We start from the raw sequence: 24,004 nt of genomic DNA on the forward strand, positions 1-24,004 counted from the left end.
TCCTTTGTTATTTGGAGACCTCTTCGGCGAAGGAGGTATCCACTAATGTTTGGTGGTCAATTAGTGATTCGATTTCTCCAGCTTCCTTCATGATATCCTGAAGATTTGCCCATTCTTCCTTATCAAGGATGGGATCGAGGGCAAACGATTCCTGCGCCTTATAGCGCTCAACCGCTAAAGTGATGATAGATGTATCGGTGTCCTCGAAATAAGGTGAAATAATCTTGGCGACCTCAGCTGAATCAGTTTCTTGCACCCATTGCTGAGCTTTATAGATGGCCCGTGTGAATTTTTCAATCGTATCTTGGTTATCTTTTATATAACTCTGTTTAGCCATGAAGGTGGTATAAGGAATATGGCCTGATTCTTGGCCGAATGAGGCAACGATATACCCTTTGCCTTCTTTCTCGAACATGCTTGCCTGGGGTTCGAATAGCTGGACGAATTCACCTGTACCTGATGAGAAGGCACTCGCGATATTGGCAAAGTCAATATTCTGGATTAAATCCAAGTCCTTCTGTGGGTCGATTCCATGCTTCTTCAATACGAACTCGCCGACCATTTGCGGCATCCCGCCTTTTCGCTGGCCTAAGAAGGTACTGTCCTTCAGCATATCCCAGTTAAAATCCTTGATTTCTTTTCTTGAGATTAGAAAGGTGCCGTCTGTTTGGGTAAGCTGGGCAAAATTAATGACCGGATCTCGTGATTCTTGGGCATGCACATAGATGGATGTCTCTGAGCCGACTAGCGCGACATCAGCTCCTCCTGATAATAGGGCTGTCATGGTTTTATCACCGCCCCAGGTTGTCTGCAGGTCGACTTTAAGGCCTTCTTTTGTAAAGAAGCCTTTCTCAAGGGCGACATATTGCGGAGCGTAGAAAATGGAGCGGGTTACCTCTGCCACGCGGACTGGTTTCAATGCTTTCTCTTTATCATCCCCGCTGTCTTTGCAGGCAGCTAAACTAAAGAGAAGAACGAACGATAACAAGCAGAATAGGCTGGTTTTAAGCTTGTTCTTCAAGGGAAATTCCTCCTTAACGGGCAATATGTATGCCGTTGGTTTAATACTTGCATTGTATGTATACGGGAAAAAATGTGTGATTGCCTATAAATGAAAGGAGTGAGGAAGAGTGGAACAAACATCCTCTAAGCTTGGACAAATAGTCGAAAAAACACGATACCCTTCCCCGCATCCAAGGATTTCTTTATATATGGTGACCTATCTCTCGAATGGCTTGACGGTGAAAGGACTGTTGGCAGAACCAAAGGATGCTGGAATACATGATGGTTTTCTATACCTGCGAGGCGGAATCAAGAATGTCGGCACCGTCAGACCGAGCAGAATCATCCAGTTCGCCTCACAGGGATTTGTTGTGTTCGCTCCCTTTTACCGAGGGAATCAGGGAGGGGAGGGAGATGAGGATTTTGCTTTGGAGGACCGCTTTGATGCGATTGCCGGCTTTGAATTATTGAAGAGGCATCCAATGGTTAATCCAGAGCGGATTCACCTATTTGGTTTCTCACGAGGAGGAATTATGGCTCTTTGGGCAGCTATTGGCTGTCCGGAGGCTGCCTCCCTTGTTACGTGGGGAGGAGTATCAGATATGGTGCTTACCTATAAGGAGCGGATTGATCTTCGAAGAATGCTCAAGCGGGTCATTGGGGGAAGCCCGATGAAGTATCCGGCTGCCTATAAAGCACGTACGCCTCTCTATGAGATAGAGAGAATCGCTTGTAAGGTACTGATTATTCATGGCGAGGAAGATAAGAATGTCTCCATTCAGCATGCAGTGATGCTTGAGGAGCGGTTGAGAGAGGCAGGTAAAGAAGTGGAAACATGGTATTTTCCCGGATTTACCCATTACTTTCCACCGGAAATAAACCGTCAAATTGTGCGTGATCTGACGAAATGGATGAAAGAAACGGCTTCCAATGGTACGATGGTAAATAAGTAGATCAAACGAGGGAGTTGAATAATGTGGGCATGCCAATGGAGATGAATACCCTCATTGTGACGAAATCTAATGAGAAGCGTGTTCAGGAAAATCTCTTCACATTACAAAAGGATGGATATCGATTATATCCAATTGATATTCCGATTGAAATTCGGACAACGCTTGAAGGAGACACAAGAGGAACAGCATTGATCAAGAAGGTAGAATGGGAGAACGCTAAGACAACGATAACCTATCAGCTTATCTCCTTAAATTCCAGCAACTAAGAAGCTAAAAGGCAGACAGAAGGCATATGCACTGTGTGCCTTTTTTGATTTTCCTAGCGATAAAGGGGGAGACAGAATGGATTTTCAGATTGGTATTTTTGTGTATGATTATGAATTTCACCGTGATGACACGGTTAGTCAGCTGTCTCTGATAAGTATCTTGGAATCAGGCTGTAAGGAGGCGGCCCTCCGTAATTTGAAGACACAAGTGGATGATAGTTTTTTGGACGGAGAGATATCTTTCTGGATTCGAGGAGAGCGGTTTGGCGGTATGAGCTATGCTACGACCTCTCTCTTGACGACGTGTGAGACCTTGATTCGGTTCAAGGATTATGAGAAAGATGGAGGGGCAAATATTATTTTTCTGGATTATTCAACGGATTTCTTTATTCTGCTAAATGAGCAGGACTGCCAATTAAAGGTGTTGGATTATCAGTATGAAACAGATGAAGAGGGCTTTGTCCTGTCTGTTGAACAGACTGAAATAGTAAGTGAGCGTATTCCGAAAGGGGTGTTTGAGGCGGAAATTATGAAAGCTTGCACTGACTTTGTTTCCTTCTGTGAGAAAGCTCAATTGCCTGTAAATAAAGATGAATTGGCGGATATTAAGAGATATTGTTTAAGAGCGGTGAATGAAATGAGAGGCGGGATGTAGATTGAAGAATGAAGCAGATATCCTTAAAGTCATTCAACAAGACCGTTGGATGATGGAGACCTTGGAAGCAGCCCAATCTTTGCATAAATCAGATTGGTCGATTTGTGCCGGTTTTGTCCGTACAAAGGTATGGGATGTCTTACATGGGTATACAAAGAGAACGCCGCTTCCAGATATAGACTTTATCTACTTCGATGAGAGCGAGACAGATGAGAGAGTGGAAAAGGATTTAGAGCGGAAGTTAGAGAGGCTCCTGCCGGGCAGGCCGTGGTCCGTCAAGAATGAAGCAAGGATGCATATGGTCAATCAGATTCCTCCGTATACTTCAACTAGTGATGCTATCTCTAAATTCCCCGAAACGGCAAGTGCAGTCGGCGTAAAGCTGGATGAACATGGAGATCTTCAATTATGTGCACCATGGGGCGTGCATGACCTCCTTGCGATGAAGATACGGCCGACTCCGTTTTTTGCAGAGACAGCCGAGCGGCTGGATCTATATGAAAAGAGAATAGCGATAAAGAACTGGCTGAAGAAGTGGCCGCTCGTTGAGAAGAATCGAATGGTGTACATACAAAAAAAGTGGAGAAATCATAATTGATTTCTCCGCTTTTGCTATTTCTTTAAGCAATTGGACCGCCTTTAATGACGATATTTGTGTCGATATGATCAAATGACAAGAAATTCTCACGGAACTTGGCTGCAAGCTCATGAGCTTTCTTATAGTAGGCCTCTTGATCTGCCCATGTTTTATTTGGCTGCAATACGACATCGGGTACGCCAGGGACATGAAGCGGGATATGTAGGCCGAATACACTGTCTTGAACGGTTTCAACATTGCTTAGTTCACCCTCAAGGGCTGCCTGTACCATCAAGCGGGTGTATGAGAGCTTCATACGGCTGCCTGTGCCATATTCGCCGCCTGTCCATCCTGTATTGACCAAGTATACCTGGACATTATGCTCCTCGATGTTCTTGCCAAGCATCTCCGCATAGCGTGTAGGCTGAAGCGGAAGGAATGGTGAACCGAAGCAGGTTGAGAAGGTTGCCTCTGGTGCAGTAATGCCGCGTTCTGTTCCAGCTAGTTTGCTCGTGTAGCCGCTCAAGAAATGATACATGGCTTGTTCCTTTGTCAGCTTGCTGATAGGAGGCAGCACACCGAATGCATCAGCTGTCAAAAAGATAATGGTTGTCGGGTGCCCAGCCACACTTGGTTTGACGATGTTGTCGATGGCATCGATTGGGTAAGCAGCCCGTGTATTTTCCGTTAAGAAACCATTGTCATAGTCAGCAATGCGAGTCTTATCATCAACCATTACATTCTCAAGGACAGAACCGAATCGAATGGCATCGAAGATTTGCGGCTCTTTCTCATGAGATAAGTTTATGCACTTTGCATAGCAGCCCCCTTCGATATTAAAGACACCGCTTGGAGACCAGCCGTGTTCATCATCACCAATCAAGCGGCGGCTCGGATCTGCTGATAAGGTTGTCTTGCCTGTACCGGAAAGACCAAAGAATAGGGCAACATCCCCTTCCTGTCCAACATTGGCTGAACAGTGCATGGAGAATACGTCTTTCTCAGGAAGCAAGTAGTTCATGATGGAAAAGACGGATTTCTTCATTTCCCCGGCATATTCTGTACCGCCGATTAAGACGACTTTCTTCTCGAATGAAACGATAATGAAGGTTTCAGATCTCGTACCGTCAACTTTCGGGTCTGCCTTAAATCCAGGCGCACAAATAATCGTGAATTCTGAGCTATGGGTTTTTAGTTCTTCCGCTGTCGGGCGGATGAACAGCTGATGTACAAACAGATTATGCCAAGCATATTCATTGATTACTTGAATAGGTAAGCGGTATTCTTTATCTGCACCTGCGTAGCCATTGAAGACGAAAAGTTCATCCTGCTTATTCAAGTAGCTGATGACCTTCTCATACAGGTTCGCGAATGCTTCCTCCGAGATGGGTTTATTTACGCTTCCCCAGTCAATTTTATCCTTTGAGGAAGCTTCCTCGACAATATATTTATCTTTTGGAGATCGACCGGTATACTTGCCTGTTTCTGCCTTGATAGCACCAGTGGATGTCAAAATCCCTTCATTTCGTGCTAATACTTTCTCAACCAATTGAGGAACGGATAACTGGATGTGCATATTCTCATTAGATAGCAGTTGCTTCAACTCATTGGACATTTCAACATGGCTCATAAGAAATCATCCTCTTCCAATTAATGTATTTGTCTCTTGTATGAAAAATAGTATAACATATTTGCGTAAATTAAACATACTAATTAATGATTAGATAAATAAAAAATATTAAACAACCGTTCCATATCCTTAGCTGCTGCTCACTTCCTTAGCCATACAGGATTGATTCGGCTTTTAATATTTCCTATTACTAATATTGTTAACTTGTTCACAATATATTATATCAATTTATTCATAAAATTGCGACAGTTGAGGGGCTTTGAAACCCATACAAATATATCCTGCACATATATTGACAGTTCATAGTATAGTAAGTTAAGATTTAACTTTGAAACGGATACTCTTATCAAGACTCGGTGGAGGGAACAAAGCTCTATGAAGCCGGGGCAACCTGCAGTTTGAACCGCTATTAGGTTCACGCAAAGGTGCTAACTTGATGCAAGGCTAATAGAAGCCTTGAACGATGAGAGTGAAAGGCGAATTTCGTGAGATATAGACCTTTCCTCTTTAGGAAGGTCTTTTTTTGTGCATTCAGGACATGACTAAAGATAATGAGTAACCGTATAGATATGTACTTAAGGAGGAGTTTTATTATGTCGACTAAGAGACATTTGTTTACATCTGAATCTGTAACTGAAGGGCATCCAGATAAGATTTGTGACCAAATTTCAGATTCCATTCTAGATGAAATCCTTGCGCAGGATCCAAATGCGCGTGTAGCTTGTGAGACTTCTGTTACGACAGGCCTTGTCCTTGTTGCAGGAGAAATTACGACTTCCACCTATGTGGATATTCCGAAAATCGTTCGTGAAACGATTAAAGGAATTGGGTATACAAGAGCGAAGTACGGTTTTGATGCAGAGACCTGTGCTGTCTTGACGTCCATTGATGAGCAGTCAGCAGATATTGCTCAAGGGGTAGACCAGGCGCTTGAATCTCGAGAAGGAACGATGACAGACGAAGAAATCGAAGCAATCGGTGCTGGTGACCAAGGCCTGATGTTTGGGTTTGCCTGCAATGAAACAGAGGAATTAATGCCTCTACCAATCTCACTTGCCCACCAATTATCAAGAAGATTGACAGAAGTACGTAAGCAGGAAATCCTGCCATACCTTCGTCCTGATGGAAAAACTCAAGTAACTGTAGAATACGATGAGAATGATAAACCTGTTCGTGTTGATACAATTGTTATTTCAACTCAGCATGACCCGGAAACAACCCTTGAACAAATTCAGGCGGATTTAAAAGAGCATGTAATCAAGTCAGTTGTTCCGGCTCATTTAATTGATGAAGCGACAAAATACTTCATCAATCCAACAGGCCGCTTCGTGATTGGCGGACCTCAAGGAGATGCTGGATTAACTGGTCGAAAAATCATCGTTGATACGTATGGCGGTTATGCGCGTCATGGCGGTGGTGCTTTCTCCGGCAAGGATGCGACAAAGGTAGACCGTTCTGCTGCCTATGCTGCCAGATATGTAGCGAAGAACATCGTGGCAGCCGGTCTCGCTGAAAAGGCTGAAGTTCAATTGGCTTATGCGATTGGAGTAGCTCAGCCTGTATCCATTGCGGTGAATACTTTTGAAACTGGCAAGGTTGATGAAGATAAGCTGGTTGAATTAATCCGTGCAAACTTTGACCTTCGTCCAGCTGGTATCATCAAAATGCTTGATCTGCGCCGTCCAATTTATAAACAAACAGCTGCTTACGGCCATTTTGGACGCAATGACCTGGATCTTCCATGGGAGAAAACAGATAAAGCAGAAGTACTTCGTACACAAGCTTCCATATAATGAAAAAACCTTAGGGCATACATGCCCTAAGGTTTTTTTAATAGTCTTTATGCGACAAATGACATACTAATGTTACATATTTTTCTAAAAATACCGGTAAATAATTCGTAGGATTCGACATATTTTGCGCAAAAAGTCTGATAGTATAGATTGGTGCAATTATAAAAAATATTTATTATAAAGCGAGGTTTTTTTCGTAATGTGCGGTTTTGTTGGGTGTGTTCTAGATAAATGTCAAGATGCTCTCGTATCTGATTGTTTAAAGGAAATGAACAATCTTATTTACCATAGAGGACCAGATGATGAAGGTTTTTATGTTGATGAATATATTCAATTAGGCTTTCGCCGTTTAAGTATTATTGACCTGGAAAGCGGTCACCAGCCACTTTCTTTTGAGAATGAACGGTATTGGATCGTTTTCAATGGTGAAATTTATAACTATTTGGAGCTAAGAGAGGAGCTTTCCCTTAAAGGGTTGGAATTCAAGACGAATTCTGATACGGAGGCTATCCTTGGTGCATATGCGTATTATGGAGAAGCGGCTGTTAAGAAGCTGCGCGGGATGTTCGGGTTCGTCATTTGGGACAAAAAGGAGAAATCCATCTTTGCAGCACGCGATCCGTTTGGAATCAAGCCGTTCTTCTATAAAGAGGAAGAAGACAGATTATTCTTTGCCTCTGAGAAGAAGAGCATCGTATTGGCTTCTGGTGATGAAGAGGTTAATTTGGATGCATTGCAGCATTATTTAACTTATCAATTCGTGCCTGAGCCGGAAACAATGACAGATGGCATCAAGAAGCTGCTCCCAGGACATTATCTAAAGAAATCAATCGGGGGACCAATTGAAATCGGTCAATATTGGAAGGCGTCCTTTTCACCAGTTCTGAAGTCAGAGCAGGATTGGACAGAGGAGATTCGTGAAGTAATGATTGACAGTGTACAGAAGCATATGCGCTCAGATGTGCCTGTCGGTTCATTCCTTTCCGGAGGAATTGATTCTTCTATAATTGCTTCTATCGCAAAGAAATTCCATCCAAATATTAAGACGTTCTCTGTCGGCTTTGAGCATGAAGGATTCAGTGAGATCGATGTGGCAAAAGAAACAGCCGATAAATTGGGCGTAGAAAACATTAGCTACATCATTTCGCCGGAGGAATATATGCAGGAACTGCCGAAGATTATGTGGCATGCTGATGATCCGCTTGCTGACCCGGCATGTGTACCACTTTATTTCGTTTCAAGGGAAGCGAGAAAGCATGTGAAGGTCGTGCTGTCTGGGGAAGGAGCGGATGAATTATTTGGCGGTTATAATATTTACCGCGAACCGCAATCTCTTGAGGTATTCACGAAAATGCCTGCAGTCTTAACCCGTTCCTTAAAACGAATTGCGGCTATTCTTCCTGAAGGGGTTAAAGGAAAGAGCTTCATTGAACGTGGCTGTACACCAATGGAAGAACGCTATATCGGCAATGCGAAAATGTTCGTGGAGGATGAAAAGAAAGAGCTGTACAAACCATACCATGGCGGGTTGGATTATAAGACCATTACTGCACCATTCTATCGTGACGCAGCAGGGTATGAGGATGTCAGCAAGATGCAATACATTGATATTCATACATGGCTCAGAGGGGACATTTTGTTAAAGGCTGATCGGATGACGATGGCACATTCTCTTGAGCTGCGTGTACCATTCCTTGATAAGGAAGTATTTGAGGTGGCATCTAAGATTCCATCTGATATGAAGACAAGTCATGGCACAACTAAGTACATTCTGCGCAAAGCCGTGGAAGGAATTGTTCCTGACCATGTCCTCACAAGAAAGAAACTAGGTTTCCCTGTTCCAATTCGTCATTGGCTGAAGGATGAGATGTATGATTGGGCTGTGAACATTATTCTGGAAAGTGACACGGACCATTTATTCCATAAGGATGTCATTCTCCGTTTGCTTGATGACCATGTAAAAGGAAAGGCCGATAATAGCCGCAAGATTTGGACAGTACTTGTGTTCATGATCTGGTATGGAATCTTTATCGAAAAAAAGTACTCTTTTCAAACAATGACTGAAGATTTAGTAACGACACATTAATAGGGATGTAATAATCCTGGGGCATCCGCTTCCGTTGCGGATGCCTATTCTTTATGAATGGATGATACCGTTTTCAAAAAAATATTTAATGGAAAATGAAACCAAAATGATTCTTATACAGTAAAATAATTGATAGGTACTAAGTAATTATCTTTCCATACATACAAGAACAAACATATGAACTATTCAGGCTGGTCATTAAATAGATGTAGAGAAATGAGGTTGTCATGTTCCTCTGGCAGGACAAATTGGAACACCCTAATATGATAATGAACATAAAAAATGGGTATACAATAAGATGTATCCCATTCTATATTGGTTTATTGATTTGGTTGGATTGGTTGTATACTGGCATAATAACGGCCTTTCTCAGCATACTCTCGATAGATTCGGTCCATATCCTTTATGTCCTCGTCTGTTAACGGGCGGATTATTTTAGCTGGGCGGCCGAACGCAAGGGTATTTGGCGGGATTTTCTTGCCCTGCGGGACAAGACTGCCGGCACCGATGAAAGCACCTTCGCCAATTTCAGCGCCATCGAGAATGATGGAGCCCATTCCTATTAAGGCTTTCTTCTTTACATGGCAGCTATGAAGGATGCACTGATGTCCGACTGTGACATCATCCTCAAGAATCAACGGATTATTAGGGCTTTGATGCAGGACAGAATTGTCCTGAACATTGACATTGTCGCCGATGATTACGGGGGCGACATCGCCTCGAATAACCGTATTAAACCAAATGCTTGAGTTCTTGCCAATCGTAACGTCACCGGTTATGACAGCATAGTCAGCTATATAGGCTGATTTATGTAAGGAAGGGATTTTATCTTTATATTGATATAATTTCATTTCATAACCTCCGTATTCTATTGTAAAATAGATAGTTAATGAAAGTGTACATATAAAAAAATGATGTGTAAATATATTTACGTATAATCAAACTGGAGGAGTGCATCTATGAAAAAATGGGAAACCGAGGGGAAGGCTAACGGGGTAATTGTCATTGTCCATGGGGCAATGGAGCATTCCGGAAGATACACTTGGCTTGTCCAAAAGTGGCTGTCAGCTGGATACCATGTTATAAATGGAGACCTGCCTGGACAAGGGATGACTTCAAGAGCAAACCGCGGCCATATTAATTCGTTTGAAGAATATATCGATACCGTAGAGACGTGGGTGAATGAAGCCTATACATTCGGACTGCCTGTTTTTATGCTTGGCCACAGCATGGGTGGTTTGGTTGTGATTAAAATGCTTCAATCGAGAGAATTTAATCTTGCAGGCGTTATCCTGTCATCCCCTTGCTTCGGAACATTGATTAATCCGCCTAAGATGCTGGATACCATTTCCCATGTCATGAATCTTGTGTATCCATCTTATCGGAGAGGTACGGGGATTACCATTGACATGGCTACGCGTAATAAGGAAGTCATTGAGTTTGACTTAAATGATTCTCTTTATGTGACGAGTGTGTCCATTAGATGGTATCGTGAACTGGTAAAGGCGATGAAGGATGCCTTTGATTTTGATGAGGATTTTCCGGATATTCCATTACTGGTCATGCAGGCGGGAGATGACAAAATTGTTGACCGCAATATGGTAAGGGAATGGTTCAATTATTTCCCTGCCTCTGAGAAGCATTATAAAGAGTGGCCAAAGCTGTATCATGAGATATTTAATGAACCAGAGCGGGAGGACGTATTCCAATACGCCAAGAGCTTTGTGGAAGCCCGCCTCCGTAATATTGGGTATATCATTTAAGGAGATGGAGAATGTTGAGGCTGCCTGCAACTGAATTCGGTTTAGCGAAATTGGTTTTTAAAGATATCTTTCCAATCGTTCACCGTGAATTGGACTATTGGGAAGAAAGAGCGAAGTCAATTCCTAATGAGGAGCTCCGCATCCAGGCGACGGCGAGTATTGCCCATAAGACCTTTCATTGTGAAGGCGGGTCAATACTCGCTTTAATTGCTGGGGAAGACAGGGCTCAGGTAATTCGATTTATTGTTGCTTACCAGACAATCAGTGATTATCTTGATAATTTATGTGACCGCAGTACCTCATTAGACCCGGAGGATTTTTCTCTGTTGCACGAATCCATGCAGCATGCGCTCAACCCAACAGCGGAGCTTAAGAATTATTATGAGCGGCGAGAGGATCAAAATGACGGCGGATATTTATCCGATCTGGTAAAGACATGCCAGGAGGTTATGCAAACCTTGCCGTATTATAAGGAGATTCAGCCGTATTTATTCGAACTTTGCGGGTATTATTGTGATTTGCAAGTACATAAGCATGTTATATGGGAAGAAAGGGTACAAAGACTACAAGCCTGGTTCGAAGACAACAAACATCATTTGCCAGGAGGGATGACCTGGTATGAATTCAGCGCTTGTGCCGGCTCAACGCTCGGAATTTTCTGCCTTGTCTCCTATGGGGCGCGCGCATCATTTCGAGATGGTCTCGCGAAGAATGTCAGGAATGCTTATTTTCCCTATGTACAAGGACTTCATATCATGCTCGATTATTTCATTGACCAAGAAGAAGACCGGGTCGGTAATGATTTGAACTTCTGTTTTTATTATGAATCTGAGCAGAAGATGATAGAACGTTTATGCTTCTTTTTAGAACAGGCCAATCGGGACATCGAAAAGATTCCGGATGAACATTTTCATAAGATGGTGAATCAAGGATTGGTGGGCATTTATCTTGCTGATGGCAAAGTGGCCAAGCAGAAGGATGTCAAAGCACATGTTCATAAATTATTAAAACAAGGGGGATTTCGCTCCTATTTCTTTTATTGGAATTGTAAAATGTACTATGCCATGAGAAAAGTGTCGAAGTGAACAGGGGGAAGAACAATCCTTAAGGGAGGCTATCTATACCGATGTTAAAGCTCAGTGTTTTGGATCAATCACCACGGGCAGCTGGAGAACCGACAGAAAAGGCATTAAGCAATACAGTAGAGCTGGCAAGACTTGCTGATGAATTAGGCTATTCCCGCTTTTGGGTTTCGGAGCACCATGACAGCCTGGGGCTTGCAGGCTCCTCTCCTGAGATCTTAGCTGCATGGATAGCTGCACAGACAAAGCGTATTCGAGTTGGAACTGGCGGTGTAATGCTACCGCATTACAGCGCTTATAAGGTTGCAGAGAATTTCCGAGTGCTGTCTGGGCTTGCGCCTGGGCGAATAGACCTTGGTGTGGGACGAGCGCCCGGCGGCATGCCGAGGGCGACGAGGGCTTTGCAGGATGGACGTCCAATTCCGAGCAAGGATCGTTTTCCCGATCAAGTGGATGAACTATACTGGTATTTGCATGACCGTCTCCCGGATTCTCATCCGTATTATGGATTGACGGCTACCCCTGTCATTGGGGAGCATCCAGAGCTTTGGATGCTGGGCTCCAGTTCATCAAGCGCTGCTCTTGCTGCCTATAAAGGTCTTCCGTATAATTTTGCGTTATTTATTAACAGCGAATTTGCGGAAGAGAATATGCAGCATTATTTGAATCAATTCCAAGCATCTGAAACACTGTCACGTCCAGAAGGCATGGTCACGGTTTTTGCCGTATGTGCTCAAACGGACGAGGAGGCCGAGTATTTGGCTGGCTCGCTTGATCTATCCATGCTTTGGCTGGCTCAGGGGATTATGAGGGAAGGGACGCCTCATCCGGATGAGATTCTAGATCAGAGCTTTTCCATCTATGAACGGGAACGGATTATGTATAATCGGCGCCGTATGATTATTGGCTCTCCTCAGACAATCGGCAGGCATCTGGCCGAGCTTAGTGAGCGTTTTCACGTCAATGAAATTATGTTGACCACGATTACACATTCCTTCGAGGCAAAGAAAAAATCCTTTGAATTGATTGCAAAAGAGATAGGGTTGAACTTTCCTGATTAAGAATTGCGTATTGTCCTATGTTCCAGTAAAATGAAGAAAGAATAAAATAGCTGATTATTCCATAAAAGTGCCCTTTTCAAGGGAGAATAGGGAAACCGGTGAGACTCCGGTGCAGCCCCCGCTACTGTAATTGGCGAGTAATGCCGCCATAAGCCAGGAGACCTGCTTTTCATGGTTTTAGCACTTATTTTTCGGAGGGAAAAGTAGGCTTAAAGCATTCACAAGAGCACATGCGTGAATCCTTAGCTCATCCTTTGGGCTGAGGTTTTTTTATTGTCTGGCAATTAACTTACACCAAGGAAATGATGGAGTGGAAAAGATGAGCAGTAGAGAAGGAAAACATGGAGGAGTGCAGATGACTGCCCTTTACGCGGGCAGCATTTTGTTCATGGCGGCCGCGGTCATTTGGGGTCTTCTGAGTGGAAGTGCTGAATTGTCTGTAGGGGAGATTGTCGGCATTCTCCTCAAAAATATAACAGGGTATGAAGGATTCTTTGATGGTCAGAAAAATATCGAGATGATTATTTGGAATATTCGCTTGCCTCGCATTTTGCTGGCGTTATTGGTCGGTAGTGCCCTTGCCCTGGCAGGTGCGGCATTCCAAGGACTTTTGCAAAACCCGCTGGCTGATCCTTATACCATTGGTGTTTCATCAGGGGCCTCGGTTGGAGCGGTGATTGTCTTGTTCTTTCAGGTAGAAATTGCTTTCCTTGGATCCTATACATTGCCGCTAGTGGCAATTATGTTCAGTTTCGCCTCTTTGTTTCTGGTCTTTGGAATCACGAAAGCGGCGAGCAGGACATATGCGAATGAAACAATCATTTTATCAGGCATTATCTTGAACTCCTTCATTGGCTCGGTCATATCGCTCATTATTGCTCTATCATCGGGAGACCAAATGCGAGAGGTCTTGAATTGGCTGATGGGCAGTGTGGCTTTAAAAAACTGGGGGCATATTGGTCTATTCTTTCCATTCTTTGCAGTTGGTTCAGCCGTGATTTTGTTCCATTACAGGGAGTTGAATGCACTCGCACTTGGTGATGAAGCAGCTCAATATGGAGGGATGAATGTGAGAAGGAAAAAGCTGACTCTCCTGATCAGCGCTGGACTCCTGACAGGAGCGGCCGTATCAGTATCTGGTGCGATTGGCTTTGTCGGCTTAGTCATCCCGCATCTTGTCCGTTTAGTTACGGGGGCTGACCATAAACACCTCATTCCGCTGTCAATGATGATTGGCGGAGGATATTTGGTTCTTGCCGACATGGTGGCAAGAACCATCGTCAGCCCGCAGGAATTGCCAATTGGCGTGATTACCGCCTTGATTGGGGCGCCTGTGTTTACTTATTTACTCATAAGAGAACGAATAAAAAGAAGGAAAATGGCATGTTAAAAGTATGTAGCGTAAGCGCGGGGTACCGGAAAGAACAGATGGTTCTTAACGATGTTTCTATGCAAGTGAAAAAGGGTGAATTCTATGCTTTATTAGGTCCGAATGGGAGTGGAAAAACCACCTTCATTAAAGCGATTTTGGACCCGAGGCATCTTAGTGTGAGCGGAAAGGTTGAGATTGCCGGGAAAAAGGCGCGTGACTATAGCACTGAGGAGCTGGCTCGGGTGACGGCTGTCTTGAGTCAGGAGCATACTGTGAGTTTGGATTTCACGGTTGAGCAGATTGTTCTGCTTGGGCGTTATCCGTATCAAGGCAGGGGCCTATTTAATACATACAAGAAAGAAGACCATATCATTGTGGAAGAATGCCTTGAGAAAACGAATTGCCTTGCCTTTAAGCATAAATATTTTCAAGATTTAAGCGGAGGGGAAAAGCAGCGGGTATTGCTTGCAAAGGCATTGGCTCAATCACCTAAGCTGCTATTTTTGGATGAACCGACCAATCATCTTGATATTAAGCATTCGATTGAGCTGCTGGATTTATTGAAGGAGCTGCAGCTTAAGAATGGATTAACGATTGTGGCCATCCTGCATGATTTGAACCTTGCTTCGCTATACGCAGATCGGCTTGCTTTACTGAAGGGCGGTCAAAAGGTAGCGGAGGGGGAGGCAGGCCTTCTCTTAGATGAACCATTGCTGAAATCGGTGTATGGGGTAGAGCTGATCAGCTCGCTTCACCCGGTAACGGGAAAGCCGCAAATCTCTTTCATCCCTGGATATGTGAAAGCATAAAATGGCTGGGACATAAAAACGAATGATACATTAAATGTTTACGAAACGAAATAGAAAAAGCCGAACGATTATTAATCGTGCTTAAAATGGCACTTTATAATTGTTCGGCTATTTAGTTACTGGAAACATTTTGTCCCAGTCACTTACCTTTTCTCAATTGCGACGATGAAAGGCGGATTATTCCTTTGATTTATGAATTTATATTCCAGGACATGGGCTGTGTCCTGGGGAAGGCTGCGAGCAAATCGAAGAATCTCATCACGTTCTATATCCCCGCCTGGATGCCCATGGTAAATGACTAGGACGATGATTCCTTCAGGCTTCATCATCTCAAGCAGCTGCTCGACACTTGAGATGGTAGTCGGAGCAGTCGTGATGATTTCTTTGTCACCGCCAGGTAGATAGCCGAGATTGAAGATGGCTCCGGCTATTTCTGTTCCAGCAGGAATGAATGCCTTAACCTGTTCATGACCTGCATGGATCAAGGTTACATTTTTGGTCAGCTGTTTCTCTTCAAGCCGGCCTCTTGTCTGCTCTAAGGCAGATTCCTGGATGTCAAAGCTATATACATGACCATTCTCACCGACAAGCTGGGAGAGAAAGACCGTGTCATGACCGTTTCCCATAGTGCCGTCAATGACGACATCTCCAGGACCAGCTGCTTTTTCCAGTAGGTGGCGGGCATATGGAAGGATTCGGTCAAGCTTCATGTGTCGCCAATCCCCCATCACGAACAAAGAACTTGCCTTGGTAGCTGTTACGGCGTTTCAATTCCGCATCGATTGCATTCAAGACCTCCCATTTATTCACGCTCCACATCGGACCGACCATTAAATCAATTGGCCCGTCGCCGGTAATGCGGTGAATAATCATCTCTGGAGGCAGAATTTCGAGCTGATCGCAGACAAGGCTCACATATTCCTCAAATGAAAGGAATTGAAGCATGCCTTTCTCGTATTGTTTCACCATTGGTGTTCCTTTTAACAAATGCAAGAGGTGAATCTTAATTCCTTGCACATCAAGCTTCGCGACCTCACGAGCGGTTTCCATCATCATTTCCGGTGTCTCAAGAGGCAGTCCGTTGATGATATGGCTGCAGACGCGAATGCCGTGCTTGCGGAGCTTGTTGACTCCCTCGACATAGGTTGGATAGTCATGGGCGCGGTTAATGATGTTCGCTGTTTTCTCATGGACGGTTTGGAGTCCAAGCTCAAGCCAAAGATATGTGCGCTCATTCAGCTCCGCTAAATATTCAACAACATCATCCGGCAGGCAGTCAGGTCTTGTCGCAATGGACAACCCAACGACGCCTTCCTCATTCATCACCGTCTCGAATTTCTCGCGCAAGACATCAACTGGTGCATGTGTATTCGTATAAGCTTGGAAGTAAGCCATATATTTGCCGTCCTTCCATTTCTGATGCATCTTCCCCTTGATGTCGGCGAATTGCTTCTTCAAATCCTCCGCCCGGTTTCCGGCGAAGTCGCCTGAGCCTGCTGCACTGCAGAAGGTGCAGCCGCCAAAAGCGACTGTGCCGTCACGGTTTGGGCAATCAAAGCCGCCGTCTAATGCTATCTTGAAGACCTTATGGCCAAATTGGTTGCGTAAATGGTAATTCCATGTATGATAACGTTTATCGTCACTAGCATATGGAAAAGGGTTAGCCTGTTTCATATCTGTAAAACCCTCCTAATTGTTTTTTCACATAACCTACATTTTAACACGGGCATTTATACTTTCCAAATGAATTTGTTCATGTAACCGCGGTCAGCCGGACATAATAAGATTCGGGTGTACTTCTTAACCAATCCCAACCAAAAAGGAGTGGCGAGATGGCTACGCATAAATCCATGGATGAATGTTTAGGACGTTGTGAGAATACCCTTGAATACGCACAGCAGCAATATGAGGAATCAGCCAAACAGGAGCACTATAATACAGATGGCTATACTGATGCCCTTATGAGACTTGAGGATTCATTCAATGAACTAACGGTCATGAAAAACAGTGCGAATGACCAGCAGCGTGATGAACTCGATCGCATGAAAATTCGTGTGCAAGACCTTCAGCATGCAATGGTTGTAAGAAGACGATAAGGAGGCTCTCCATTTATGAAGAAACGATCTAAACAGCATAACCCTGAGCAAAAAACACGCAACGGGATCAATAACCAGGACATCGAAGCAGGAGCCGACAACGACATTATAAAGAGGGCCAAGAAAATGAATGAGAAAAAAGGCCAGCCGGCGAAGGCAACCGTACACCCGAAAGCATACAAATAGGATACTGAAGGTACTCCTGATGAAAGAGCCGAATCGGTTAGCCGTTCGGCTCTTTTTTATGCAGGGAGTTTTCTTTTGATGGAAGGTTTCGCCCGACCATACCCAGCCTATTTCTCCCTTGAATGGTACCAGTTCGTCTTTAAATAGTTCTTCGCCCATAAACAAGTAAATTTAGCCTTTAAATTATCAAAGAAGGAAATATCATTAAAAAATATTTGCCCAGCTATGCGCTAACACTGGAGAAAGATGTGCAGGAGGCTTCTTTTGCTGAAATCTTTATTATTTGGGCTTATTTCCTCATAAAAAAGCTGACTTGACGCTGTTTTGATTTCTCTGCTCTCCATAAATTCAATCAAAGAAGGAGAGGTCGGTTAGTCCCACGTTTTTAGGTTGTTAACAGAGAAACTACGCTATTGCTTATATCCAAAGCTGCAAAATCAATAGAAGAAAATCTGCAATCGATGCATACCTTCCCCCATATCTGGCCAAAATGGAAAAAACAGCATAGAATGGACTTGCACTTTCAGAATGATTTACATACAATGTAGGTATATATTTTCTAATAACCGTGACAGGGACTAGTAATGATGTTCGTGCTTTTTAGAGAGTTGGCGGCTGGTGCGAGCCAATAGGACGGCATGATGAACTCCCCCTTGAGTTGCAGTCGTGAACAGCGATTAGTAAGGACTGCCGCAGATCTGCGTTAAAGACTTGAGCCGGACGTGTTTTACATACGTCAACTAGGGTGGTACCGCGGGTAAAAGCTGATGAACAGCCTCTCGTCCCTTACTATTGAGGGATGAGAGGCTTTTTTATATTCAGGGGAAAATGAAAAGGACCTGAAATTGATTTTGTAGGAGGAATTTAGGATGAGTTTCAATCATAAAGAGATTGAAAAGAAGTGGCAATCTTATTGGGAAGAACATAAAACGTTCAAAACGACTGATCATGTCGGAAAACGTAAATTTTACGCTTTGGATATGTTCCCGTATCCATCTGGAGCAGGTCTTCATGTTGGGCATCCAGAGGGCTATACAGCGACGGATATTCTCTCCCGATTGAAGCGGATGCAGGGCTATAATGTCCTTCATCCAATTGGATGGGATGCATTCGGTCTTCCTGCTGAGCAATATGCTCTTGATACAGGTAATGACCCGGAAGAATTTACAGCAAAGAATATTGAGACATTCAAACGCCAAATTAAATCCCTCGGATTCTCTTATGATTGGGACCGTGAAATCAACACGACAGATCCAGACTATTATAAATGGACACAATGGATTTTCTTGAAGCTGTATGAAAAAGGGCTTGCCTATATGGATGAGATTCCGGTTAACTGGTGCCCGGCGCTTGGAACGGTATTGGCGAATGAAGAAGTCATCGACGGCAAGAGTGAGCGCGGCGGCCACCCGGTTATCAGAAAGCCGATGCGTCAATGGATTTTGAAAATTACGGCTTATGCAGACCGTTTGATTGAAGATTTAGAAGAACTTGATTGGCCAGAAAGTATTAAAGATATGCAGCGCAACTGGATTGGCCGTTCAGAAGGGGCTTCTGTGAACTTTACGATTGACGGTACGGACAAATCGTTCACAGTCTTTACGACTCGTCCTGATACATTGTTCGGTGCGACTTACACAGTGCTTTCTCCAGAGCATCCGCTTGTGGATGAAATTACGACAGAGGCGCAAAAAGCAGAGGTTGAAGCTTACAAACAATCCATTCAATCGAAGAGCGACCTTGAGAGAACAGAGCTTTCTAAAGAGAAAACTGGTGCATTTACAGGTGCTTATGCCATTAATCCCGCAAACGGCGAGAAGATTCCAGTATGGATCGCCGATTATGTTCTTATGAGCTATGGAACTGGTGCAATCATGGCGGTTCCAGCCCATGATGAGCGTGATTATGAGTTCGCGAAGAAATTCGAGCTTCCAATTCGTGAGGTTGTCGCTGGCGGCGATATCGAAAAAGAAGCATATGCAGGAGAAGGAGAGCATGTAAACTCTGACTTCCTGAATGGATTGAATAAAGAAGAAGCCATTCAAAAGATGATTGCATGGCTTGAAGAAAAAGGCATCGGTGAGAAGAAGGTAACATACCGTCTTCGTGACTGGAACTTCTCCCGTCAGCGCTACTGGGGAGAGCCAATTCCTATCATCCATTGGGAGGACGGAACGATGTCAGCTGTTCCTGAGTCAGAGCTTCCGCTTGTACTTCCCAAAACATCCGAAATCAAACCATCTGGTACGGGTGAATCACCGCTTGCAATCATTGATGAGTGGGTGAATGTAACAGATCCTGAAACCGGACGTAAGGGCAGACGCGAAACCAATACAATGCCGCAATGGGCGGGCAGCTGCTGGTACTTCCTGCGCTATATCGATCCGAAAAACCCGAATGCAATCGCAGATCCTGAGAAGTTGAAGCATTGGCTTCCGGTTGATACGTATATCGGCGGCGCAGAGCATGCGGTTCTTCACTTGCTATATGCTCGTTTCTGGCATAAATTCCTTTATGATATCGGTGTTGTACCAACGAAGGAACCATTCCAAAAGCTATTTAACCAAGGAATGATCCTTGGTGAGAATAATGAGAAGATGAGTAAATCAAAGGGTAATGTCGTGAACCCGGATGATATCGTTGAAAGCCATGGAGCAGACACACTTCGTCTATATGAAATGTTCATGGGACCGCTTGATGCATCCATCGCATGGTCAACAAATGGACTCGACGGCTCAAGACGTTTCCTTGACCGTGTATGGAGACTGTATATCAATGAAGATGGAACAGTAAATGATAAGATTACAGAATCAGCGGACACACATCTTGAGAAGGTATATCATCAAACTGTGAAGAAAGTGACAGAGGATCTTGAGAATCTGCACTTTAATACGGCGATTTCTCAAATGATGGTATTCGTGAATGAAGCGTACAAAGCAGAGATTCTTCCAATTCAATTCATGGAAGGCTTCGTGAAGCTACTTTCACCAATCTGCCCGCATATGACAGAAGAGCTTTGGAGCCGACTAGGCCATAATGATACGCTTGCCTATGCATCTTGGCCCGCATATGATGAAAGCAAGCTGGTCGATAATGAAGTCGAAATCGTGATCCAGATTAATGGGAAAGTGAGAGCGAAGCTTCAAGTTCCTGCTGATATTACAAAGGAAGAAATGGAGAAAACGGTTATGGAGAATGGAAAGGTCCTCGAGCAAATCGATGGCAAAACTGTTCGTAAAGTGATCGCGATTCCTGGAAAACTTGTTAATATCGTCGCAAACTAAGTAGATTTTTTGGCCGGCTGTCCGATTGGGTCAGCCGGTTTTTTTATATATGAACAGAGCTGAAAACGATTACAGGCTTACGCCTCCATTATTGGGAAGGAGAAATATTAAGGAGAATATGTTTCCTTATATGGTTAAGATAGTCCATATAATGTTTGTCTTATAGTCACTCTGATGAATGTCCACAAGTCTCATTACATATCAAGAGGTTCGGGACCAAATACATCTATTCTGATAATAAATCCTCTCTGAAATAATGAGATGTATCCATTGCGATATGACTGTTTTTTACCGTTTATTCAACGCTTGTTTAATTGGTATCCCCTGTGGTAAACGACAATAAAGGAGGAGAAAGTAAATGAAGAAACAGGTGTCTACTGCCGTATGTCTGACTTTCATCTGCCTTGCCGGCTGCACACTGGAAAATGCCGATAGCAAAGAACAAGCGTCCAAAAAATCTAACCAGCCTGTCAGTACGGAAAAATTGTCAAACGATAAAAGTGAAGAAGATACAAAGAAGGACAATCCCCCTGCAACTGAAAACCCCTCAGCATCTGATGAAGATGGTGCCAATAACGTTCCAAATTCTCAAGAAAGTATCATCGCATCTGTTAAGGAACAAATTCAAAACAGCCTGCCTCCTAAGCTGCCAAAATATTTGCCAATGTCATCTGAAGAAATGAAGTTGAGTGCTGCTACCGATTCTAAGGATGATAGGTATCGAGTGACCTTCTTTGAAAGTAAGAAAGCAATCCCAATCAATGATAAAGAATTGAATGACAATGAAATCGCTAAACCCATTGCTGTAATAGAAGCTAGACAATATGAAACCAATCAGGAAGCCAAATCTAAAATTGGCTACATATCTCCTGAAGATATCCCGACAGGCAATCCTGCTATCAATCTTGGCCATTCAATCAAAGGGTATGAAGAGGGTGGTATGGGTAATAAATGGCTGAATTGGCATGAAGGGAGATGGTACCTTCAGATCCATGCCAACAATCTAGAAGGTGCTAATGAATACGTGCCGCTCGCAAAACAGATGGTTGACTACTTGGAGAGTAATTCACTGCCTGTACCAAATCAATATGGTTCCGTCAAAGCAGACGTCGACCAACAAAAGACAGAAGATAATCAAATTTCCTGGCAGGAAGAAAAAATCGTTTATACGATTTCAGAAGTAGAGGATCCAATAAAAATGCTCGAAATCGCCACCCACTTTGATGGAATGGGAAAATAAGTTGGTCAATATTGAATCCTCCCCGTAAAATTATAAAGGTAATATCAGACCGAGGAATATTCAATATTTGTGTATAAAGATCAAACTATTTGGCTATGACTGTCCTAAAAGGAGGCAGGAGAGCCGATGATACAAGTGAAGATGTTTGATTATGAACATGAAAAAGACTTGGAAAATGGGATGAATCACTTCCTAGGACAGATTAGGGAGGACCAAATCGTCGACATTAAGTATGAAATTGCCGCTTTTGGAGAAGAAGAGGAAGAAAATCAGATTTATTGCTTTAGTGCAATGGTCATTTATCGTAAATAAAACGCCGAATCCGTTATGAGGGATTCGGCGTTTTCATTATTTATCGGCTTTCTTGATCTCAAGATAGTGAATATGGTTGCCTTCATGTTCATGAATCTTAAAGATGTGGCCCTCTGCTTCAACCTCAGTGCCATCTTGGATTTCGAAATGGTTTGATAGGAACCAGCCGCCGATTGTGTCAACGACCTCATTTGAAATCTCGATACCAAGCAGCTCATTGATATCATCGATGAGAAGCTTGGCACTTACGATATAGTGGTTTGTTCCAAGCTTGCGGATATCAGGTACCTCTGTTTCGTCGAATTCATCACGGATTTCTCCGACGATTTCTTCAATGATATCCTCTGCAGTAACCAATCCGGATGTGCCGCCATATTCATCGATTAAGATGGCGATATGAGTGCGTTCCTTTTGCATTTTTACAAGAAGGTCATGGATTGGTATGGTCTCAATGACACTAATGACTGGACTGATTAATGATTCGAGTGTGACATCCTTCTTCAAATGCATTTCAGTCAAGAATTCTTTCGCATTCAAGAATCCGACGATATTATCCTTGTCGCCATCTTCTACAGGAAAACGTGTATAACGCTCTTCTTGAATGATGGAGAATACCTCTTCGATGGAGTCATCCTTTGATATGCTGACGATTTCTGTACGCGGTACCATGATTTCTCTTGCTTTCCGTTCGTCAAATTCAAAAATATTGTTTACATATTTGTATTCATTCTTATTAATGGAGCCTTTTTTGTAGCTGTCTGCCAGCAATAGGCGAAGCTCCTCTTCTGAATAGCTGTTCTCGTGCTCTGAAGCCGGCTGGAAACCAATCAGCTTGACGAGTAAACGAGCTGAACCATTCAAAAGCCAGATAAATGGATATAGGATACGGTAGAACAAAATAATCAGCGGTGACAGGAATAGCGTCATCGTTTCTGCCTTTTGGATGGCAATTGTCTTAGGAGCCAGTTCGCCCACGACCACGTGAATAAACGTCACGATGATAAAGGCAACGGCAAGGGACATAATGTGAGTGACCTCCATATTGAGACCCATCAGTTCAAATAGGGGAGAAAGGATTACCTCAAATGTCGGTTCTCCAATCCACCCTAGACCGAGTGCCGTAACCGTAATTCCGAGCTGGCAGGCAGATAAATATTCGTCCAGGTGGGTTGTTACTTTCTTTGCGGACAAAGCGCCCTTCTTGCCTTCAGCGACAAGCTGGTCAATCTTTGAGGAACGCACCTTTACGATGGCAAACTCAGTTGCAACGAAAAAGGCGGTTAAGATGATTAGGATTACAAAAGCGATTAAATAGATGGTAGTCAAATAGCAGTCTTACAGCTAGGGTAAGACGTACACCTCCTGTAGTTGGTTATGATTTAGTCAGCAGCAGCATTAGCAGCTGCATCGATTGTATCAAGGATGAGGCGTCAACTTGTTTCTTGACGACATCCTGATCTTTGCCCATATCGTTTATGAGCGATGATACTTCTTGTTCAATGTCACGGATTTTTGCCCGTATTTCTTGGACATCGATTTCCTCCGAATATCGGTTAATCAATTCCTTTTTTATCTCAGTCAGGGATAACTGTTTATGTTTACATTCCTCGATAAACAAAAGTCTCTCGATGGAGGATTCATCATATAGCCGATAATTGGAGGGCGATCTCTCTGCTATTAGCAGGCCGAGGTTCGTGTAATAATCAATAGTCCTTTTGGTGACATTCGTGGCTTTTGATAATTCGCCGATTCTTAGTTTCTTTGCCCCATTAAGGAAAGACCTCCAAACTATAACGTGATGGTTTATTTTTTGATTATATATTTTCTGAAATCTTTA

The 24,004-nt window shown here is 43.5% G+C and carries 23 protein-coding genes, 1 pseudogene, 2 riboswitches and 1 other annotated feature; of the genes and pseudogenes, 16 read left to right on the forward strand and 8 right to left on the reverse strand.

Going from position 1 to position 24,004, the window contains the following annotated elements:
* Nucleotides 1-7: 7 nt before the first annotated feature.
* On the reverse strand, nt 8-1,021 hold the full coding sequence (locus tag AC622_RS03570; protein WP_049669800.1) for an ABC transporter substrate-binding protein: 1,014 nt from the start codon (nt 1,019-1,021) through the stop codon (nt 8-10).
* Between the two features lie 190 nt (nt 1,022-1,211).
* Between AC622_RS03570 and AC622_RS03575 the strand changes: the two genes are divergently transcribed.
* The 4 genes from AC622_RS03575 (at nt 1,212) to AC622_RS03590 (ending at nt 3,474) form a co-directional block, all read left to right on the forward strand.
* The gene (locus tag AC622_RS03575) at nt 1,212-1,955 is read left to right on the forward strand and encodes an alpha/beta hydrolase family protein (RefSeq protein WP_082197236.1); all 744 of its coding nucleotides are present in this window, start codon (nt 1,212-1,214) and stop codon (nt 1,953-1,955) included.
* 23 nt (nt 1,956-1,978) lie between these two features.
* Entirely contained in the window at nt 1,979-2,221 is a 243-nt protein-coding gene (locus AC622_RS03580) for a DUF2584 domain-containing protein (protein WP_049669802.1), read from the forward strand.
* Nucleotides 2,222-2,297: 76 nt separating this feature from the next.
* Complete coding sequence (locus AC622_RS03585) at nt 2,298-2,876, forward strand: hypothetical protein (protein ID WP_049669803.1); 579 nt, start codon at nt 2,298-2,300, stop codon at nt 2,874-2,876.
* 49 nt (nt 2,877-2,925) lie between these two features.
* Nucleotides 2,926-3,474, forward strand: a complete 549-nt coding sequence (locus AC622_RS03590; protein WP_049672768.1) for a nucleotidyltransferase family protein — start codon at nt 2,926-2,928, stop codon at nt 3,472-3,474.
* Between the two features lie 22 nt (nt 3,475-3,496).
* Here the strand turns inward: AC622_RS03590 and pckA are convergent, their stop codons facing one another.
* Nucleotides 3,497-5,083 carry a phosphoenolpyruvate carboxykinase (ATP) gene (gene pckA / locus AC622_RS03595; protein ID WP_049669804.1) on the reverse strand — a complete coding sequence of 529 codons (1,587 nt, stop codon included), beginning with the start codon at nt 5,081-5,083 and terminating at the stop codon, nt 3,497-3,499.
* A gap of 340 nt (nt 5,084-5,423) precedes the next feature.
* Nucleotides 5,424-5,553, forward strand: a riboswitch (SAM riboswitch).
* Between the two features lie 123 nt (nt 5,554-5,676).
* Between pckA and metK the strand changes: the two genes are divergently transcribed.
* Both metK and asnB read left to right on the forward strand, forming a co-directional pair.
* Nucleotides 5,677-6,876: a methionine adenosyltransferase gene (gene metK / locus AC622_RS03600; protein ID WP_049669805.1), complete on the forward strand. Its 1,200-nt coding sequence runs from the start codon at nt 5,677-5,679 to the stop codon at nt 6,874-6,876.
* A gap of 199 nt (nt 6,877-7,075) precedes the next feature.
* Complete coding sequence (gene asnB, locus AC622_RS03605; protein WP_049669806.1) at nt 7,076-8,962, forward strand: asparagine synthase (glutamine-hydrolyzing); 1,887 nt, start codon at nt 7,076-7,078, stop codon at nt 8,960-8,962.
* Nucleotides 8,963-9,282: 320 nt separating this feature from the next.
* On the opposite strand, the gene AC622_RS03610 is transcribed toward asnB, so the two are convergent.
* On the reverse strand, nt 9,283-9,813 hold the full coding sequence (locus AC622_RS03610) for a gamma carbonic anhydrase (protein ID WP_049669807.1): 531 nt from the start codon (nt 9,811-9,813) through the stop codon (nt 9,283-9,285).
* Between the two features lie 108 nt (nt 9,814-9,921).
* Between AC622_RS03610 and AC622_RS03615 the strand changes: the two genes are divergently transcribed.
* From AC622_RS03615 to AC622_RS03635, 5 genes are all read left to right on the forward strand, one after another.
* Nucleotides 9,922-10,725 carry an alpha/beta hydrolase gene (locus AC622_RS03615; protein WP_049669808.1) on the forward strand — a complete coding sequence of 268 codons (804 nt, stop codon included), beginning with the start codon at nt 9,922-9,924 and terminating at the stop codon, nt 10,723-10,725.
* 14 nt (nt 10,726-10,739) lie between these two features.
* The gene (locus tag AC622_RS03620; protein ID WP_049672769.1) at nt 10,740-11,810 is read left to right on the forward strand and encodes a tetraprenyl-beta-curcumene synthase family protein; all 1,071 of its coding nucleotides are present in this window, start codon (nt 10,740-10,742) and stop codon (nt 11,808-11,810) included.
* A 41-nt stretch (nt 11,811-11,851) separates the two neighbouring features.
* The gene (locus AC622_RS03625) at nt 11,852-12,868 is read left to right on the forward strand and encodes an LLM class flavin-dependent oxidoreductase (protein WP_082197008.1); all 1,017 of its coding nucleotides are present in this window, start codon (nt 11,852-11,854) and stop codon (nt 12,866-12,868) included.
* Nucleotides 12,869-12,916: 48 nt separating this feature from the next.
* A riboswitch (cobalamin riboswitch) is annotated at nt 12,917-13,052 on the forward strand.
* 135 nt (nt 13,053-13,187) lie between these two features.
* Nucleotides 13,188-14,258 carry a FecCD family ABC transporter permease gene (locus tag AC622_RS03630; protein WP_231589474.1) on the forward strand — a complete coding sequence of 357 codons (1,071 nt, stop codon included), beginning with the start codon at nt 13,188-13,190 and terminating at the stop codon, nt 14,256-14,258.
* Entirely contained in the window at nt 14,252-15,049 is a 798-nt protein-coding gene (locus AC622_RS03635) for an ABC transporter ATP-binding protein (RefSeq protein WP_053103708.1), read from the forward strand. Before AC622_RS03630 ends, AC622_RS03635 begins: the two co-directional genes overlap by 7 nt.
* Before the next feature lie 143 nt (nt 15,050-15,192).
* On the opposite strand, the gene AC622_RS03640 is transcribed toward AC622_RS03635, so the two are convergent.
* Both AC622_RS03640 and AC622_RS03645 read right to left on the reverse strand, forming a co-directional pair.
* Nucleotides 15,193-15,759 carry a class I SAM-dependent methyltransferase gene (locus AC622_RS03640; RefSeq protein ID WP_049669811.1) on the reverse strand — a complete coding sequence of 189 codons (567 nt, stop codon included), beginning with the start codon at nt 15,757-15,759 and terminating at the stop codon, nt 15,193-15,195.
* Nucleotides 15,749-16,723, reverse strand: a complete 975-nt coding sequence (locus tag AC622_RS03645; protein ID WP_049669812.1) for a TIGR01212 family radical SAM protein — start codon at nt 16,721-16,723, stop codon at nt 15,749-15,751. The genes AC622_RS03640 and AC622_RS03645 overlap by 11 nt, the downstream gene beginning before the upstream one ends.
* A gap of 158 nt (nt 16,724-16,881) precedes the next feature.
* On the opposite strand from AC622_RS03645, the gene AC622_RS03650 reads away from it, so the two are divergent.
* The 5 genes from AC622_RS03650 to AC622_RS03670 all read left to right on the forward strand — a co-directional run bounded on the left by AC622_RS03650 (nt 16,882) and on the right by AC622_RS03670 (nt 22,167).
* Complete coding sequence (locus tag AC622_RS03650) at nt 16,882-17,145, forward strand: YtzC family protein (RefSeq protein WP_049669813.1); 264 nt, start codon at nt 16,882-16,884, stop codon at nt 17,143-17,145.
* A 15-nt stretch (nt 17,146-17,160) separates the two neighbouring features.
* Complete coding sequence (locus AC622_RS03655; protein WP_049669814.1) at nt 17,161-17,331, forward strand: hypothetical protein; 171 nt, start codon at nt 17,161-17,163, stop codon at nt 17,329-17,331.
* A gap of 559 nt (nt 17,332-17,890) precedes the next feature.
* Nucleotides 17,891-18,121, forward strand: a binding site (T-box leader).
* 79 nt (nt 18,122-18,200) lie between these two features.
* The gene (gene leuS, locus AC622_RS03660) at nt 18,201-20,615 is read left to right on the forward strand and encodes a leucine--tRNA ligase (RefSeq protein WP_049669815.1); all 2,415 of its coding nucleotides are present in this window, start codon (nt 18,201-18,203) and stop codon (nt 20,613-20,615) included.
* 358 nt (nt 20,616-20,973) lie between these two features.
* Nucleotides 20,974-21,855, forward strand: a complete 882-nt coding sequence (locus AC622_RS03665; protein WP_049669816.1) for a hypothetical protein — start codon at nt 20,974-20,976, stop codon at nt 21,853-21,855.
* Between the two features lie 126 nt (nt 21,856-21,981).
* Entirely contained in the window at nt 21,982-22,167 is a 186-nt protein-coding gene (locus AC622_RS03670; RefSeq protein WP_049669817.1) for a sporulation protein Cse60, read from the forward strand.
* 36 nt (nt 22,168-22,203) lie between these two features.
* Here the strand turns inward: AC622_RS03670 and AC622_RS03675 are convergent, their stop codons facing one another.
* The 3 genes and pseudogenes from AC622_RS03675 to AC622_RS21625 all read right to left on the reverse strand — a co-directional run.
* The gene (locus AC622_RS03675) at nt 22,204-23,493 is read right to left on the reverse strand and encodes a hemolysin family protein (RefSeq protein WP_049669818.1); all 1,290 of its coding nucleotides are present in this window, start codon (nt 23,491-23,493) and stop codon (nt 22,204-22,206) included.
* Nucleotides 23,494-23,539: 46 nt separating this feature from the next.
* The gene (locus tag AC622_RS21345) at nt 23,540-23,728 is read right to left on the reverse strand and encodes a hypothetical protein (RefSeq protein ID WP_231589475.1); all 189 of its coding nucleotides are present in this window, start codon (nt 23,726-23,728) and stop codon (nt 23,540-23,542) included.
* Between the two features lie 12 nt (nt 23,729-23,740).
* Nucleotides 23,741-23,989: pseudogene (locus AC622_RS21625) on the reverse strand (MerR family transcriptional regulator); the annotation flags it as partial.
* Between the last annotated feature and the right edge of the window lie 15 nt (nt 23,990-24,004).

Source organism: Bacillus sp. FJAT-27916 (assembly GCF_001183965.1).
In the GTDB taxonomy this organism is placed as follows: domain Bacteria; phylum Bacillota; class Bacilli; order Bacillales; family Pradoshiaceae; genus Pradoshia.